The organism is Brevinema andersonii, from assembly GCF_900112165.1.
In the GTDB taxonomy this organism is placed as follows: domain Bacteria; phylum Spirochaetota; class Brevinematia; order Brevinematales; family Brevinemataceae; genus Brevinema; species Brevinema andersonii.
Genome location: NZ_FOKY01000025.1, coordinates 1 through 16,966, shown reverse-complemented (window position 1 = coordinate 16,966; position 16,966 = coordinate 1). Strand labels below are relative to the sequence as shown.

General features: G+C 34.9%; 14 protein-coding genes. 8 read left to right on the top strand and 6 right to left on the bottom strand.

The genetic code is table 11. From position 1 onward, the window contains the following. Window positions 1-100 precede the first annotated feature (100 nt). From rpmB to BM018_RS07050, 5 genes are all read right to left on the bottom strand, one after another. A complete protein-coding gene (gene rpmB / locus BM018_RS07065) occupies window positions 101-340 on the bottom strand; it encodes a 50S ribosomal protein L28 (protein ID WP_092320042.1) in 240 nt (79 codons plus the stop codon). Window positions 341-426: 86 nt separating this feature from the next. After that, window positions 427-2,682: a hypothetical protein gene (locus tag BM018_RS07060; protein ID WP_092320040.1), complete on the bottom strand. Its 2,256-nt coding sequence runs from the start codon at window positions 2,680-2,682 to the stop codon at window positions 427-429. A gap of 100 nt (window positions 2,683-2,782) precedes the next feature. Next, window positions 2,783-2,944: a hypothetical protein gene (locus BM018_RS07915; RefSeq protein WP_159428238.1), complete on the bottom strand. Its 162-nt coding sequence runs from the start codon at window positions 2,942-2,944 to the stop codon at window positions 2,783-2,785. 10 nt (window positions 2,945-2,954) lie between these two features. Further along, window positions 2,955-4,079 carry a tRNA guanosine(34) transglycosylase Tgt gene (gene tgt / locus BM018_RS07055; protein WP_092320038.1) on the bottom strand — a complete coding sequence of 375 codons (1,125 nt, stop codon included), beginning with the start codon at window positions 4,077-4,079 and terminating at the stop codon, window positions 2,955-2,957. A gap of 14 nt (window positions 4,080-4,093) precedes the next feature. Beyond that, window positions 4,094-7,120 carry an LPS-assembly protein LptD gene (locus tag BM018_RS07050; protein WP_092320036.1) on the bottom strand — a complete coding sequence of 1,009 codons (3,027 nt, stop codon included), beginning with the start codon at window positions 7,118-7,120 and terminating at the stop codon, window positions 4,094-4,096. 140 nt (window positions 7,121-7,260) lie between these two features. On the opposite strand from BM018_RS07050, the gene BM018_RS07045 reads away from it, so the two are divergent. The 4 genes from BM018_RS07045 to BM018_RS07030 are packed head-to-tail and all read left to right on the top strand — an operon-like array spanning window position 7,261 to window position 10,670. Beyond that, window positions 7,261-8,550, top strand: coding sequence for an alpha-amylase family glycosyl hydrolase (locus BM018_RS07045; protein WP_159428237.1), 1,290 nt, complete (start codon window positions 7,261-7,263; stop codon window positions 8,548-8,550). After that, window positions 8,547-9,224, top strand: a complete 678-nt coding sequence (locus BM018_RS07040) for a hypothetical protein (protein ID WP_092320032.1) — start codon at window positions 8,547-8,549, stop codon at window positions 9,222-9,224. Before BM018_RS07045 ends, BM018_RS07040 begins: the two co-directional genes overlap by 4 nt. Window positions 9,225-9,236: 12 nt before the next feature. Next, window positions 9,237-9,785, top strand: a complete 549-nt coding sequence (locus tag BM018_RS07035) for a DJ-1/PfpI family protein (protein ID WP_092320030.1) — start codon at window positions 9,237-9,239, stop codon at window positions 9,783-9,785. A 6-nt stretch (window positions 9,786-9,791) separates the two neighbouring features. Continuing rightward, window positions 9,792-10,670: a hypothetical protein gene (locus tag BM018_RS07030; RefSeq protein WP_092320028.1), complete on the top strand. Its 879-nt coding sequence runs from the start codon at window positions 9,792-9,794 to the stop codon at window positions 10,668-10,670. On the opposite strand, the gene BM018_RS07025 is transcribed toward BM018_RS07030, so the two are convergent. Next, window positions 10,671-11,003, bottom strand: coding sequence for a hypothetical protein (locus BM018_RS07025; protein WP_092320026.1), 333 nt, complete (start codon window positions 11,001-11,003; stop codon window positions 10,671-10,673). It lies immediately after the preceding gene. A gap of 116 nt (window positions 11,004-11,119) precedes the next feature. Between BM018_RS07025 and BM018_RS07020 the strand changes: the two genes are divergently transcribed. The 4 genes from BM018_RS07020 (at window position 11,120) to BM018_RS07910 (ending at window position 16,670) form a co-directional block, all read left to right on the top strand. After that, window positions 11,120-11,800, top strand: coding sequence for an ABC transporter ATP-binding protein (locus BM018_RS07020; protein WP_092320024.1), 681 nt, complete (start codon window positions 11,120-11,122; stop codon window positions 11,798-11,800). A 2-nt stretch (window positions 11,801-11,802) separates the two neighbouring features. Continuing rightward, window positions 11,803-14,154, top strand: coding sequence for an ABC transporter permease family protein (locus BM018_RS07015; RefSeq protein ID WP_092320022.1), 2,352 nt, complete (start codon window positions 11,803-11,805; stop codon window positions 14,152-14,154). After that, window positions 14,154-15,827 (top strand): vWA domain-containing protein, encoded by a 1,674-nt coding sequence (locus tag BM018_RS07010; RefSeq protein WP_092320020.1) that lies wholly within the window; start codon window positions 14,154-14,156, stop codon window positions 15,825-15,827. Before BM018_RS07015 ends, BM018_RS07010 begins: the two co-directional genes overlap by 1 nt. Window positions 15,828-16,520: 693 nt before the next feature. Continuing rightward, complete coding sequence (locus tag BM018_RS07910) at window positions 16,521-16,670, top strand: hypothetical protein (protein ID WP_159428236.1); 150 nt, start codon at window positions 16,521-16,523, stop codon at window positions 16,668-16,670. Window positions 16,671-16,966: the final 296 nt, after the last annotated feature.

Below are 16,966 nucleotides of genomic sequence, written 5' to 3'. Positions count from 1 at the left end.
ATATCATTCAACATATATACTTGTGTCCCACTTCTTTGATCTTCACTCTATATCGTTCACCTCAGTTCTTTGCCTTACGTTTATTAAAAATAATCTATAATTATTTAATTACAATCTTTCCATTTTTTTTGAATTTTTTCATAACTACATCAAAACCAAAACGATCAATTGTTTTTAAAATTTTAGCACAAACACGTAATGTAATTTTATTACCACACTCATCAACAAATGTCTTTTTTTGCAGATTAGGAGTCCATTTAGTACGAGTTTTTCTGTGTGAATGAGAAATATTATTCCCAAACATAGGTTTTTTTCCTGATAATTCACATTTCCTTGACATAATTTACCACTCTATTCATCATAGTGGTAAATTATAAAATATTTGAGACAAAAATGCAAGCTTTTTTTATCTTTTTATTAAAAATATTATAACCGAATCATACGGTCTTCTAGCGAAGTTTTTACATGCCAACTACTACTCAATCCAAGCATAAAGCCTTCATAATATAATAAATATGAAGCTTTTTTATGTTTCGCTTCGCGTTTTTTCTCCTGTTTGAGCTGGTATTTTGTTACAGGAGATTTTTTTGCCTGATAAATTTGTATTACTGCTTGTTCAGGAATTTTATTTTTCTTTACAATTTCCTGTAACTTTTCCATTTCTTCTTTGCTGAAAAGAACAGGTTCTTCACTAGAAAAATCAAGTTCTTTTGGCATTTTTTTGATATATTCATCAAATAATTTATCAGACTCCTCAAAAATTATTGATAATTCTTTCATCAAAAGAGATTGTTTATTTTTGTGTTCTTCAGAATTGACTGCTAAATGACATTGTGTCCTCAACTCATCAACTGTTGTATCGGTTTGCGTAATTTTCAGCAATAATTTCTCTTCTTTGTTAGTATATTTACGTCGTAATTCTTCCCGTTGCCGCGCCGAAAATTCATCCAGCGACTGCGGAATAATTTTAGCAAGCTTTTCCTGTCGGTGCATCTCAGTCAACTGTATTTCGATGTCGCTTTTCTTCAAAAATGCACTTTTCCATGCTTTTCTGTTTTGCTCCAAATCTTCAGTCCATAATTTATTTTGCACAAGAATCTTTTTATACGCATCCACCCAAAACAGTTGGTCATTTTGCTCTCTTTTCATAGAACTTATTATTTGCCGAGTTTCTTTTTTGTAGTTTTTAATAAAATCTTTAATACTCAGTTTGAGAGAATAATATTTTTTTCTTTGCCTATGATATCTCGAAGGATCAACTTCCCTTTCAAACGGCAGAATCACATTAGTAATATTTAATTCGTTAGTATACGAAACAGGAGCCCGAACCATCATACTAAGAGCATCACCAAAAATCGATTTTAATTTATCTCCTTCATTACTAGGATAATACCGGCGTAAAAACACGGATTTTTTCGCCGAATCTTTCGACAATTTTTCTTTTTCGGCTTTTTTAGCATCAGCAGTATCCGTATTAAAATTCCGAGCTTTTATCGTATAGGGCAGGAATGAAAATAACTTACTTTGTTTTGATGCATTTGCTATCATTTGCTTTTTATGAATAATTTCTCGTTTTGCCAGGAAAATTTTATTAGTATTCTTCAATAATTTACAAGGTTTGTAAATTTGTCTTCCATTGGCATCAAAAAGTTGGATATCGATATTTTTTTCAGCTTCCTGCAAATTTTTGATAGACTTCAAAATATAACGCTGCTGGTTATTGATTCTGGGGATTTCATTATCGGGCAATACTATAGATGGTACTTTTTTATCTGTATCGGGGATCGGTGTATTAACTATTTTAAAAGAAGGCCATGCATAAAAACGTCGAGAAATCAATGGTTGCCAAACACGGCTATAAGCTGCTTGTTCTATAACAAAACGTTGGCCGTTGTAAAATAAAGATTGAGGAATACCTGTCCCTCCAATTAATTTTCCCTGTCTGTTAAAAGCATAAATTAGGATAGTTATTTTTTGCCTGTTTACTTGAAAAATATACCACCCTTCTTCAAGCCAGTTTGGAGAAATATTAATCATAGCAACTAAAAAAATATCAGTATCCGGCAACTTTGCTTGGTACTCTTCTAATTGACCGGGTAGTATCCCGAGATTAATTTCACGGCTACCACCCTCTATAGGCTGTCCGAAGTACGGAAATTTTTGTGCCGCCGCTCCATATATATGATAGTTACGTGTAAAAGATACTGTATTACTAACCGATGAAAAATAGTGAGGCAAGGATTTTCGATTCGTAATAATTTTTAAGTAAGGACTGTAAATATCCGTATGAAGAGCATTGAAAACAACATCTGGAGTGTTGAATTCCAGTTTAGGATTATAAGCAACAAGATTGTCCAATAAATTTTCTACTGGAAACTGCTGCGCCAAATATTCCAAAACATTAAAATTTTCTGGATTTTCCAGCCACGTGTTGATATTGACCCCAACTAACGATACCCGGAATTTGGATTGCTGAGGATCAGCATAAGTATGAAACTCGAATATATCATTCGAAATGCTATTTTTGGGCCTGTAAGCACGAAAAGTATTCTTAGGAAGCACCGATACATCAAGCGGAATATGAGGAATAATATCTTTTTGTTTTAAGTTTTCTCCAACAGTTTGAGCAAATATCGAAAAATGAAAAAATATGCTCATAAAAAATAAAATAGAATAAAACATAAAAACTCTCCATAAAATAAAAAATAAAGACATAGCTAACGGAGAGCTTGTTATTCAACAATATTCTAATGATATTTTTATAAAAAATCAAGGATTTGTATTATTTTTTTGAATTTCCTTGAGTGACAGACCAGATAAACACCAAAATAGCTAGGAAATACATCCCACTGCTAAGCAGTGAACGAAATAAACCATTAAATCCATATTTCATAAATAAATAAAAAACAGCAAAACCTGCAATACCATAGATTGCAAAACGCATAAGAACCTCCTTACTTTTTGCTTGAACAATAGCGTGCAAGAAAATTATCTTTGAATGCTGAAAAATTATTGTCTAGAATCGATTGGCGTGCATTCCTGGTTAACTCTATTAAAAAAAACAAGTTATGTATAGATGCCAACCGAGCACCCAAGACTTCATTAGCACGCAATAGATGTCTTATATACGCTCTGTCGTAATTTCTGCAGGCATAGCAGGAACATTCTTCATCGATAGGACGTGTATCATATGTAAAAATCTGCGTACGGAGATTAATCCTCCCATCTCGTGTGAAAGCAGTACCATGACGTGCTACTCTGGTTGGAAACACGCAGTCAAACATATCAACACCACGTGCGATACCTTCTAAAATATCTTCCGGAACACCCACACCCATTAAATATCGGGGTTTATCTACAGGCATTTCATCGGTCAGGACATCCAGCATGCAGTACATTTCTTCTTTTGATTCACCCACAGACAGTCCGCCAATCGAATAGCCAGGAAAATCCAAATCACGGAGCTGTTTGGCGCTTTCTTTGCGGAGGTCTTCAAAAACACCTCCTTGGACAATTCCAAACGCAAATTGGTTGTCGATATTCAGCTTTAAAAACTCTATTTTAGCACGCTCAGCCCAAGCTGTAGTTCGTTTCAAAGCACTTAATGTGCTGTTGTAGCTAGCATTTCCTGGAACACATTCGTCCAGCACCATCATAATATCCGCTCCAATAGCCTGCTGGATTTGCACCATGATTTCAGGAGTAAGAAAATGCTGCCTGCCGTCGAGATGGCTTTGAAAACAAACCCCATCATCGGAAATTCTGCGCATTCCTGGCAGGGAAAAAATTTGAAATCCCCCTGAATCAGTCAGAAAATTGTGATTCCACCCGGAAAATTTATGCAGCCCACCATATTCGGAAAAAAATTCAACACCCGGTCTTAAAAAAAGGTGATAAGAATTGGCCAAAACAATAGATGCCCCCATATCTTCGAGCTCCTCGCGGGACAAAGTCTTCACTGAACCTTGTGTTCCTACCGGCATAAAAATAGGAGTTTGAACCATGCCATGAGGCAAAGTCAATGTACATGCTCGAGCATAAGAGTCGCTGTTCTCAACAAAAAACGGAAAACGTTTCACAAATAACCTCACAATTATTGATATTCTACAGGAATAAAGCGTTTTTGGAATTCGGGGAAAATATTTGCAGCATTTGCGCCTTTCATTGTAAAGGCAACACCAATATACGGCTCCCAGAATGCTATTTGTTTTACATCGTCGATGCGCCGGCCCAATTTGAAAATAAGACGCATATCCCAAGTTTGGAGGTCGTGAATAAGTTCAAAATTAAGAGTCTGGAGCTTGAAGCTAGTGCGTTTTAAGGCTGCTTGATCCCAAATTTTCAAACTATTACCAAGATCTTGCCAAAAATCTTTAGGCGTCTCACCCGGTGCCAACACCGATTCCCCATTATAAATGCCTCCATAATAAAGATATATTTTGTTATTAAGCATTTTTGACGAAAATTTAAACGTCAAATAACGAGTGAATTTCATCGACATCACAAAATCCAAGCTTAAATACGAGTTCCTAAGGTTAACGAAATCCTGATAATAACGCGTTACAAAACCAAATTCTTCAATCTCGTAGATGAAAGGATACAAAGCCGGCACCTGCCAGTTTTTGAGTTTGGCGTCCCAGACTATCTCAAGATTGAAACTATAATTAGTCAGCAATGAATAACGATAGATCAGTTTGGGAATATAGTGGTATTTGCTATCCGGCTGAAATTGAATAAGCAGTTTCGGATCACCTCCGATAAAACGTTTGGAAGGATCATTCCCAAAAATAGAATCTGTACGATTCGTTTCAGTGCGCAGAATATCAATAGTAGTTTCTGTACCAATATTAAACCACAAAATCGAAGCTGTTCCACGGGCTGTGATCCTATCATAAATTTTGTTGTTAATGTAGATATCAGAAGGGTCATTGTCAAATTTTTTCTGTTGTTCATCGGTAGGTACACGGTAGCGTAATGTCCAGTCAGCACCCAACTTCAAGCCTAAAATCGGAATGCGCCGCCATTGAAACGCTTCTACAGCAATACTATTTTTCCAATTTAGAGAACTTTCTTTTAAATAATTATCCTGCATACGCAGCAAATAGTAGGCTGGATATGTGAAGTCGACTGAAATATCCAGCGGTATCGACACTCTGTCAAGTTCCGCATCATTCCACAAAAGCTTAGGCTGGAAAGTTGTACCAATTTGATAATCCAGCTTGAAACCAGAAATACGCTGGCTGTTGGTATAACTTTCACCGTATGACGACCATTGCTCGGTATAGTTGAAGTTCAAGCCATTTTTGAAGGTCAATGCATTATTAAACATTCCCATCGAATAATTTAGCATGCCTTTTTCTTCATGCCGATATAAATCAGCCAGAGAGGTCCAGTTGGTATTTGTAAGAGTATTAAAATCAGTGACTGTACTAGAGCTGTTTGTGCCAAAAGTCTGCTGAGCTGTATAACTAGCACTTACGTTAGCAGTGGTTTTTATGTTGAGCCACTCGTAATCATTAGTAACGATGTTGGTAATTGTTATTTTTTCCCAGTTTGTTTCAAAAACTAATTTTGTTGTATTATCAGCTTGCGTGACAAAAGTACGCGTAATAATACGGTTTGAACGGCCCTCCAAAATCCGTTCGAGTCTTGGGATTTGGCTGAAGAGCATTTTACGGATTTTTCCTGTGGAATCGATAATAGTTGCTCCTGCTTTGGTCGAATATTTGTAGTCAACTAGATTAAGAGTGCCAAAATCGTAGGAAATTTCGGGCAATGTAAGGTTTCGAACCTTGTACGCGTAATAGCTGTTAAGGAATTGGTTGGAATTATTAGGGCGAGTGATTCGAATCAGCTCCCAGTTGCCCTTGATAGCCAACCTACCAGTATTGACCGTAAATCCACGTGTTAAGCTGGCCACTTGAGGCTGTGCGTCACCCTGGTAGCCGAACCATGAATTTTGCGTCGGGTTGAGCAGTTCAAAAAAATTGATGCTCTTCGAATTATCAAAACGTGAACGGTAGCTGTATTTAGACATAAAAAACGGATCGTTCAAATCTTCGAAGTTAATATTGACGTTAATATCGTTAGTCGCTAGCGAAAGATCAATTTTATAGTGCCAGCCGAACTGCGTCATACGTTCAAGCTCGCCAGCAGGATTGAACTGTGGATAGATCCACTGTGAGTAAAGATCACCGTTTTTGACAATACGGACATCGTTGGCTAGATCTAAATTAAATTTTAAACTTTTCAGAATTCCATAGGATGGCGCTGTGTACTCGAGTTTGAAATACTGCCCTTGCCTCTCGTAGATATCAAAACCAAACCAAAATTTACCAATTTTCGATTCCAAGATATAGTTATTGATGAAGTAGTAGCCAATGCGTTTTTCATTGCCGAAGCTGGTATGAATACCAGAACCACCTTCAAGCTGGAAAAACATTGGCAACCATACGAAACTTGCCTGCCCCACTTTGTACTGAATACCAGCTGCAAGTGCAATTTTACCCTGAAGATACCATAATTTCGTAGCAAATACCGAATAGTGATCGAAGCGTGAATCTGATGTCGAAAGCGTAATATTTTCTAGCACAAAGCGATCTGGACCTTGAATAGTAACGCGTTCGGATGTGTAAAACCATGGTATATCGGGCGTCGTTCCAAAACTAGCTCCCATTGTCGACCGGACGTTATACATAACGCCACGTTCCATATCAGGCTGATAATTAATGCTCTCAGCGAGATATTTACTTTCACCAAAAGTAAATTCAACATTACCGTACGCACCGATATTGATAACCCTGGAATCTTTCACAGTAATGATCATTTTTTCGGTTTTGATATAGTTGTTATCGAAACGTACCCGTACATTTCCTGTCATAGTGATCTCGAAGACATCGGTATCGGTTTGGTCTTGAATAACTATATCATCTGCGTTGTCTAAAACAAAAAATTCACCTGTATTCTTATTCCGAGCCGCTGATCTATCAGTGGGAACAAAAGGAGGTTTTTGCCGGAGAGATTCGGGTGGAAGGTCCCGATTATCGAGAATCTGCGCATAGACAAAGTCAGGTATCCACAATAACGCAAGAAAAAAATACACAATCTGTTTAAGATACAATTTCAGATCCTATCCATTCTTAACATTTTAAGAGAAAAAAGAAAAACACGCAAAAAAGTTCTTTGATTGATATTTTTGAAAATATTAAAGAAGTATGTTATACTATGTAATGATTAGGTGGATTTTATATGGAGAGCCCTATGGAGAACCAATCGATACGTCTTTATAATTTATTTCCGCGCTATTACGAAAATTGCCTTCAATGGAGCCAGGAATTCCAGCGTATCAAAAATATGGGATTTAATGCCATTTATATTAATCCGTTTCATTATGCGGGATTTTCTGGCAGTTTGTATGCACCTAAAGATTATTATGCGATAAATCCCATCTTTATTGATCCGATATCAGATAAAGAACCTTTTGAACAGCTTCGTGAAATGTTACAAGCAGCACATGATTTGAAATTAAAAGTTATTATGGATCTTGTGATCAACCACACAGCAAAAGATCATACTTTTACAAACGAACACTGTAGTTGGTACGTGCACGATAACAACAACGAATTAATGAGCCCTGGAGCTTGGGAAAACGGCGCTTGGATTTCATGGGGAGATTTAGCACAAATAGATAATGCATCATCACCAGATAAAGAAGCTTTATGGAATTACTGGAAAGAACTGATTTGCTTTTATATTGATCTTGGTTTTGATGGTTTTCGTGCTGATGCAGCTTACCAAGTGCCTCAAGATTTATGGAAAGAACTTATTCAAACTGCCCGTAATGTTAGTCCTCATATATTGTTTTTTGCAGAAAGTTTAGGTGGAACTTTGGAGCAGTCAGAAGTTTTAGCTCAATGTGGATTTGATTACTTATTCAGTAGCGCAAAGTGGTGGGATTTTAAAGAGCCTTGGTTTTTTGAACAGCATAATGCACTTAGTCCCCTCATCAAATCCATAGCATTTCCAGAATCTCATGATACAGCACGTGTAGCTTCGGAATTAAATAACAACATAGCGATCATTAAAAGAAAACTTAGTTTTACCGGTTTGATATCAGCCGGTTGGATGATTATTACAGGCACGGAATATGGTTGGCAACACAAACCCAACGTATTAACAACAAGTCCTTCAGATAAAGAAAACATGGTGCTTGATTTACAAAATTTTATTACAAATATTAATCATTTACGTGATCAATTCCCGATTTTTAACAGTGAAGGGATCATTATTCCACGGGATCACGAAAATATCTCTCATATCTTATGTTTTGAAAAAATAAATACAACAACTGATCAGTGTTTACTTTTTGTCATTAACAAGACTATTTCTGATACCGCTTTCCATACATTTAATTTCACTGATTTTCTGCAAAGCATAGAAACTCCTCAACTAATTTTTTCAAGTACCGATGACTACCACTTCGAACAAAGCCAAATTCCACTCAAGCCTGCAGAAATAAAATTATTTCTTTTTGAAAAGAGAAAATCATGAAATACTTTGTCACATTGATATTAATATTTTCTACATCTGCTGTTTACGCACAGACGCCTACACCCACATTTTTCGAAAGTGGTATCAATAGCCCTTGGGCTATTGGTTTTGATTACGACATCGGATTCACCAAGGTAATGTCGTTCAATTTAGCATTTGTAGGAGGTATCAATAGTCAAGTCAACCGCATTTCTACATTCGGCGATGTGTTTTTCGGAGAATTTCAAACCGGTCCGCGTATCTACCTTAACAAACCAGATAAATGGTGCGGGGTCTACATTGCTCCTGTTGTCCGAGTGGGTGTTTACAATATCCCTCTGCGTGTGTCCAACAATCCTGTTGTGCTTACACGTTCGACTGTTATGCAGTATGGCGGGGGAATTTATCTTGGCTACCGATGGAAACGGTCCTTGATATCCGACATGAAAGACTTACCTTTTATCGTGACGTTAGAGCCTTATTTAGGCTGGACTTGGGATTTTTTTGCATTTGGAAGCGCCTCGAATACTAAAGCTTCGAACATCAGCCGCTTTAGTATAGGACTTTCATTTAAGCTGAGTTTTTATACTTACCGCTATACACTCGGCAGTATGGTTACCAACCAAGATGGGACAGTGGTTCCGAAATCTTCTCTGACAAACAAAACAAACATTAACACAAATACTAATAAATAAAAGGATCAAACAATGCAAAAAAAAATATTAATTTTAGCAGCACAAGGTTTTGAAGAATTAGAACTCCTAACACCTGCTGCACTTTGGAGAAGAGCTGGATTTCAGGCAGTTATAGCAAGTATTTCTTCGGATTTGAACGTTACAGGGCAACAAAATATCACTATTCGAGCTGATATTTTGTTGAAAGCTGAAAATATTCAAGAGTTTGATATGCTTTTTATTCCCGGTGGCAAAGGATACATACATATCGCTGAATCGGAAATAGCAATGAAAACTATTGATTATTTTGTTTCGAATAAAAAGGGGGTTGCTGCAATTTGTGCTGGTCCGACAGTTCTTGCTCAAGCTGGATATCTCAATGGTAAAAAGGTCGTTTGTTATCCTGCAATGAAAGATCTGCTTAAGGAGGCAGTCTGGACCGATCAAAAAGTAGTTTATGATCCTCCTTTTCTGACAGGGAAAGGCGCTGGAGTTTCTGCAGAATTGGCATTCACAGCAATGGAACTTCTCTCAGGTCCAGATTTGGTACTGCATGTCAAACAAACCGCTATTTTCGATTAGGTATTTATGGCTATCAAATATCAATATTTAATATTTTTTGCATTTTTTTGTACAATCCCGCTTTTAATATGGTCCCAGTTCTCTGGGAAAAGAGAATTAAATAGCTATGATGCTCAAGCCCTTCAAAAAAAAGTAATTCGTTTCGAATATTTTGACAGGGAACATTCAAGTGTTATTTATGACACATTGCCTTATTTGATCTACAGTCAAAATCATGGAAACTTGGCACTGCAGCCTTTTATCAAGCAAAATACTATTACTGGAGATGTTGATTTTCAGATGTGGGTAATATACTTCCCTCCTTTCGATACAACCGGCTGGGTCAGCGAACTAAATATTGATTACTTGTCTTTCACGACAGGGCGACAGCGATTGACGTTGCCTTTACTGTTCCAGACATTCAACCCACCTTCATTTGGCGAAGCTATTCCTGGGAAAGCATCGGATGCCGAAGAAATTGCTTATGCTTATTTATATCCTGAAGATATTGACCAATTCACTTCGATCTATTATGAAACTCAAGAAACTCCCGTAGAAATTTGGGAACCTTACAGTATTCAGAAGCGTTTGGAGGAATTAGAAAAAACAAAACTAGAATATATTACTAGTGAAAATCGCTGGGCAGAAATCAATGCTTACAGAGCTTATCAAGATAAACGCTCCGCCGAAACAGGACGATCTTTTAACAAGGTACTAAAGCCTTTAGAGTTCAAAAAAACAGACCACGTAAAACCCGGTGCAATCGCTCAGCGCTTGGTAACTATTACACTGCATGGATCTGAATTTGATGTTTCCTGGGATGTTTTACAAGAAGACCTTTGGAAAGTTTATGAAATGATAGAATTATATAGAGCCATGTCCAACAGGACTCTACCCAGTCCTTAATTAAGGACTGGGCTTTCCTTTGTGTGGAAGTAAATATTTGGATTCTAATGCTGTACCCTCCCAAAAATGTGCAGATGATTCAAAAGAAAGACTATTACTTTCACGCAAAAGAGAATGATGAATAATAGTTTGATTATCATTACTTGCAGATTTTTCTGAAATAATTTCTACTTTTTTGTATAAACTATTAATTTCATTAGCATGATGGTATTTTGTTATAATATAATACATAACACATAAAATAACAGGAAAAGAAATAAATAGAACTTTCAGAAAATTGCGAGTAGAACAGCGTGAACATAATAACTTAAGCCGTAATAAAATAAGTTTCATAAACACCTCTATGAAATATTAATAAAATATCGGCAGTTTTTGGGAATAATCACTTAGTTTAGAGATTATTTTTCTGCTTAAGAGAGAATATATTTAAGAAATATTTGGAGAAAATAATGTTAGCCGAATTGAAAAACATCAAGAAAATTGTTCAAGATGCTTCGGAAAGCCGTGTTTTATTAAGCGATATCAGTTTTACTTTAGACGATAATGATATTATTGCTTTAGTAGGAACTTCCGGTGCTGGAAAGACAGCTCTTTTGAGAATTCTAGGCTGTTTGGACAGCACCACTCAAGGCGAATACATCTTGAACGGAAATAATGTTTCAGGATTATCGGAAAGTGGTTTAGCAGTTGTGCGCCGGAAATCTATTGGATTTTTAGGATTCGAACCCGAATTTTTGGAAACTATGAGTGTCGAAGAATGTTTAGAATTTCCATTTAGTGGTTTATCTTTGTCATCCAAAGAAAAACGGAACAAAATTCTAGAAATTTTAGAATTTATCGGCCTGCTCTCTAAATTGAAAACCTCCTTAAAACAATTGCCATTTCCTGAAAAAATGCATATTGCAGCAGCACGCGCTTTCATCAAAAGGCCAGCACTGATTATTGCAGACGAACCAGGAAAAAAACTTCATTCTTATGAATCTGCAGCATTATTTGACTTATTAGTAGCTCTCCGACGAGAATATGGAGGCACCCTGATCTTTTCGACATATGATCCTGCACATCTCAAAAAAGCATATAGACTGTTTTATATGAAAAACGGAAAAATTATTAAAATAGAAGACGTGTAGCAATGAAAAAAAGAACCCTAAAAAAAATTATTAATCTTCAACTTAAGCAGAGATTTTTTTTATGGCTTTCTGGAAGTTTAATGATAACAATGCTCCTGACGGCCGGCACTTTAATGCAGAGTATACAGTTCCAACTAAAACAACATAATTTCCATTATTATACATCACATGCTCAAGTTTATTCAGCACTATTTCGAGACTACGATACATATAACACATCAACATGGTGGACCAATCAAAATCGTAATATTTCACAACTGAAAACTCAAGAATTTATTCGAGGAATTACACGCCGTTCGAAATTGCCGGCTTTATATAAAGGAGAAGAATCATATCCGCTATGTCTTATTATCACAGAGTCTAATGATTCTTCCGTATTTTCGCCTTTTATGATGGTGAGGAATACACAAAAAACTATTCCCAAAGGGCTTATTTATATCAGTGAAGCCACGGCAGAAAAACTCCATCTCAGATTAAATGATACTGTTAAAATCTATATTCCCAGTCTCAATATTACTTTAACCAACTTAAAAGTTGGTAATATTTATTCCAGTCCCGATGCTTTTTATCAAAAATTTTCAGCTTTCGTTGGGCAGGAAAGCTTAATAGAAATCTTATCCAACACTATGCAGTCATATCATATAAGATATTATGCTTCTCCTTTTTATCAAATTCAAATATCCAACACTTTACCCCAAATCAATGATTCTCGTGTTAAATTGGGGGATAATAATATTTTATATCAACTTTTTATGTTTTCGACTTATAAGCAACATATTCTAAATATTCTACTGTTGGGTTATACATTATTCGGATTAATTGTATTTACCATCAGTTATCAGCACTATTCACGTATGCAAGCAATTTTGAATCCCTACTGTTTTTGTTGGGGAATTAAAACACCTAATTTAAGTGGTTATTTATTTTTAGAAGGCTTTAAAATAATAGTTTTATGTTCTTTGACAGCTATTATTTTTCATATTTTAATTATTTTAGCAGGAATAAAGATTCCCCTTGACATTTTCTACAATACTTCTGGCCTTTATCCACAATTCAATATAAATATTCGTGAAAGTTTATTATTGTTTGATGTAGAATTTGTATTCTGGACAGTATTATGGGGTATAATTATTTTTACGCTGATATTTATTTCAAATTTTTATGGATTTCAGTTTATTCAAAATATCTTATTATCAGACAGTTACTTAGGATATATTATTGGAGGTTTGATAATTATCGGATTTTGTGGATTTTTGAATGGTAATGATTATTTATATTCAGTTTATGCCCAAAAAGGCCGTGACAATCAATGGAAAAATTATTATTTTGGCGATTGGCAACTTTATCCCAAGGATCAAATCCCATATGCTTCACTAAAACTGCCCTTAAAAAATGTCGTATTTAATTTTGATGCTTTGACCAACAAAAATTATCATTATATGGGTATCCTGCAAACCACAGGTCGTGCTATTGTACCGATTGCAATCAATAGCGAAATCACTACTAATGCGCGCGATATTAATATTTTTGGTATTCGAGGTAATTATTTTGCTCCTTTTGATGACGTCATTAAAAATAGTGAAAATTATCAATCAACAATAGGAAAACATATTGCAGATACTTTTCCAGATACTCAAATTCTATCTTTAGAGGTACAGACAGACAACGGTCTCATAAATATTACAGAACCGATAAACAATATTAAGGATTTTGGTGATGATTTTCTTAATAACAGTATTTTTATAAATTTAGACACATTAAACCAACGTATGAATTTCCTTAAAAACACCGTAAGTAAAATACAATTTTCTCTTATTTCAAGTAAAGAATTAGCTGTTTTCAGTAACAAACAACTTCAACTTCATTATTTTTCTGATCAGAAAAAATATTGGACCGTTTTGGAAAATTTCCTGTTCAAACTAATAAAAATAAAATTTTTTATTAGTACTTTTATTATTTTTTACTTCATTAAAAACATTTTTTTCTTTATTATTTCTCAGAACAGAAAAATACTATTACATTACCAGTTATGGGGAGAAAAACCACCACATACTTATAGAACTTTTTATTTATATTTAGTAGCAGCATATATAAGTGGAATTTTTCTTGCCGGGATTAAAAATATTTATTATACTGTCATAGAGACCAATCTACCTCAATACTTAATTTTGCCGGGATTTACCATTATGAAACAACAATTTTCAATAGATATTTTTACTTTTCTGATCAGCTGTATTGCTACTATCTTTATTTCCCTTATTGTGTATGGCATCTTTACACTATCTTTATCCCGTGTTTTACTCAATTCAGTGAATAACTCATATGCATTAAATATTAAATCCAGGAGTTTTTAATGATTTTTGTTAATGTACAGCAATTACCTCTTATTATTAGCATTTTTTGTATATTGTCGGGATTAATTATTTTTATTTATATTCGACGAAATATCGTATTGAAAAAATTTTTACCCCCTATTTTAATACAAAAAATCAATAAAAACTTTATACCGTTAATAAGACCTCTTAAGTTAATGCTTCTACTGACAACAACATCAATGATTGGCTTGTCATTACTAGATCCACGCGGCAATTCATTGACATCCAATATCCAACTTGAAGGCATCGATATAATGATGGTCTTTGATGTGTCGCGCAGTATGGATGTTCAAGATGTTACCCCTTCACGCTTATCAGCTGCAAAAAAAATAGCAGAACAAATTAGTGATTTGCTTGTAGGCAACCGCATTGGATTAGTAGCATTTGCAGCAGATGCATTTAGGATGCTTCCTCTAACAACCGATGTTGACAGTATCATTCTTTTTATTCAGGAATTATCTTCAAATCTTATAACTTCTCAAAGCACTGACATTAATAAAGCATTAGCAGAAGCATTAAAAGGGTTTTCGGATGATGTCCTCACGCATAAGGCTATTTTGTTATTTACAGATGGCGAAAATCTTGACGGCAATATTAAGCATAGTATCAATCAGATTAAAGAAAAAGGAATTAGTTTATTTATTATTGGGATGGGAACACCTGAAGGTGGAACTGTACCCCTTTACAACAATGGCCAATATATCGGAAATTTCAAAACACTCACCGGTACAGAAATAATTTCAAAGCTTGATACTCAATATTTAAATAATTTAGCATCTCAAAGTCAAGGCTATTATTTTTCAGGGGGATCATCTGCTGCCATAGAAATTGTTTCTAAATTAGATGCATTAGAAAAAACTCCTTTTGGTTCCAATACACAAAGTTTTTTAGAGCCAAAATTTCGTATTTTTATTTTAATTGCCCTATTGTCCTTGCTTTTATTTTTGTTTTTGCCGGAAAGAAAATTTTTGTTACCCCTTATACTGCTCTGTCAACTTCCGGCTTACGGACTAGGCACAGAAAGGCAAGCCTATGAAGCCTATAACAAGGGAGAATATTCAACGGCATTGCGGTATTATCAGCGACTGCTTTCAAAAAATCCAAAAAATGACAAAGCAAAATTCGCCGAAAGCGCTACACTTTATCGACTCGAACGCAATGATCGTGCGATCGCCGGCTTTACAGCTCTAACCAACAATAAAAACGAAAAAATAGCTAAAAAAGCATTATTTAACTTGGGAAATTCTAAAGTTGCTGTTCAGGAATTCGATGATGCATTAGATATTTTCAAAAATCTGCTTAAAACAGAACCAATTAAATCCAAATTATATCAAAAAGCATTAACAAACTATCTTTACGTGCAAGCACTCAAACAACAGCAAATGCAAAATAATCAACAGAAAAATGAAAATAATGAAGAAAAAAATAATCAAAAGAATGAGTCCTCAGAACAAAAAAATCAAGAGAATAATATTGAAAATACAAAAGAGTCATCAGACAACTCGGACAGTGAACAAAAAACTCCTGTCAAGCCGGTATCTCCTAAAGATATAGATAATTTACTTGGAATAGCAAGAGAAGAAGAAAAACAAAATTTATCCCGACAATACGGAAAACAAAATAATAATATTATTAATCAAAATAAATATTAATACAAATTAATAGAAACATTCGACAAAGGAATGCATAATATATTGCCAAAGGAAATTATAAAGGTATTAACTAATAAATAAAAACACTCATAAAAACACCAAATTTAATGTTACTCTTTATTAAAAAAGTCTGATAATATATTTATATATAGAAAAGGAATTTTTTTATGAATATATATTATCTGTTTTAGAGAAATTTCCGAATCAAGCTTCTTATGCAGAATATATCGAGCAAGTCCTCTGGAACGGTAAGCATGTTGGTCCTTATTGTCCTTCTTGTAATATTTATAAAAACACTAGATATCAGCAGAAGTTTTATTGTGTCCAAATGTAATAATTGTTTCTCGGTGACTGTGAAAAGCATTTTTCAGGATACAAAAATTCTATTGCAAAAGTGGCTTTTGGTTATTATATTGTTTCTCAAGGCTAAGAAAGGAATCCCGGCAAAACAGATTCAAAGAAACCTTAACATTTCTTATCCTACCTCTTGGAGAATGCTCCATCAAATACGAAAAGCAATGGATAGTAAGACGGATCAGCATTTATTTACTGGTATCCTGAAATGGATGAAACTTACATCGGCGAGAAACCTTGTAAAAATAAAGATATAGAAAATAAATCCAAGAAAGAAGAACTAAAAAGATTCCCATCGTTAACATGGTCGATAGAGACAACAAAAAAAGTGTACGCTGAATGGCATTACCCAATGAAAAGAATCAAAAACTGACAGGAAAACAGTTATTAAATATTTTAGAAAAAGTAGCCGAGAATAATACCGTCATCACTGATGAATTCAAAGGATATAACATCTGCTGTCATGAGAAGTTTGATTTGAGACTTTAAAGAAAATTCCTTTTCCTAAGCGGCAGGCTTACGCACCTGCTCTAGGAAAGAAAGTCCCTCCCCTGAGCATTGGTTAGGGATTGTTTATAAAGAGATATTTCTTTACTCCCTGTTTTTGTATTTTTCATATAACATACTTGAGGACAGCCCAGATGGCGGCTTTATCCTTGTGCTCGGGATTGTCGGCTAAAAATTTATCTATTCCCTCTTCGATATTTTTGTCTTCATAAGAAATATATTTCGAAAGGAGATGCTTCTACATCGAAATAAAAACTGAGGCATTGGCATGACACAAG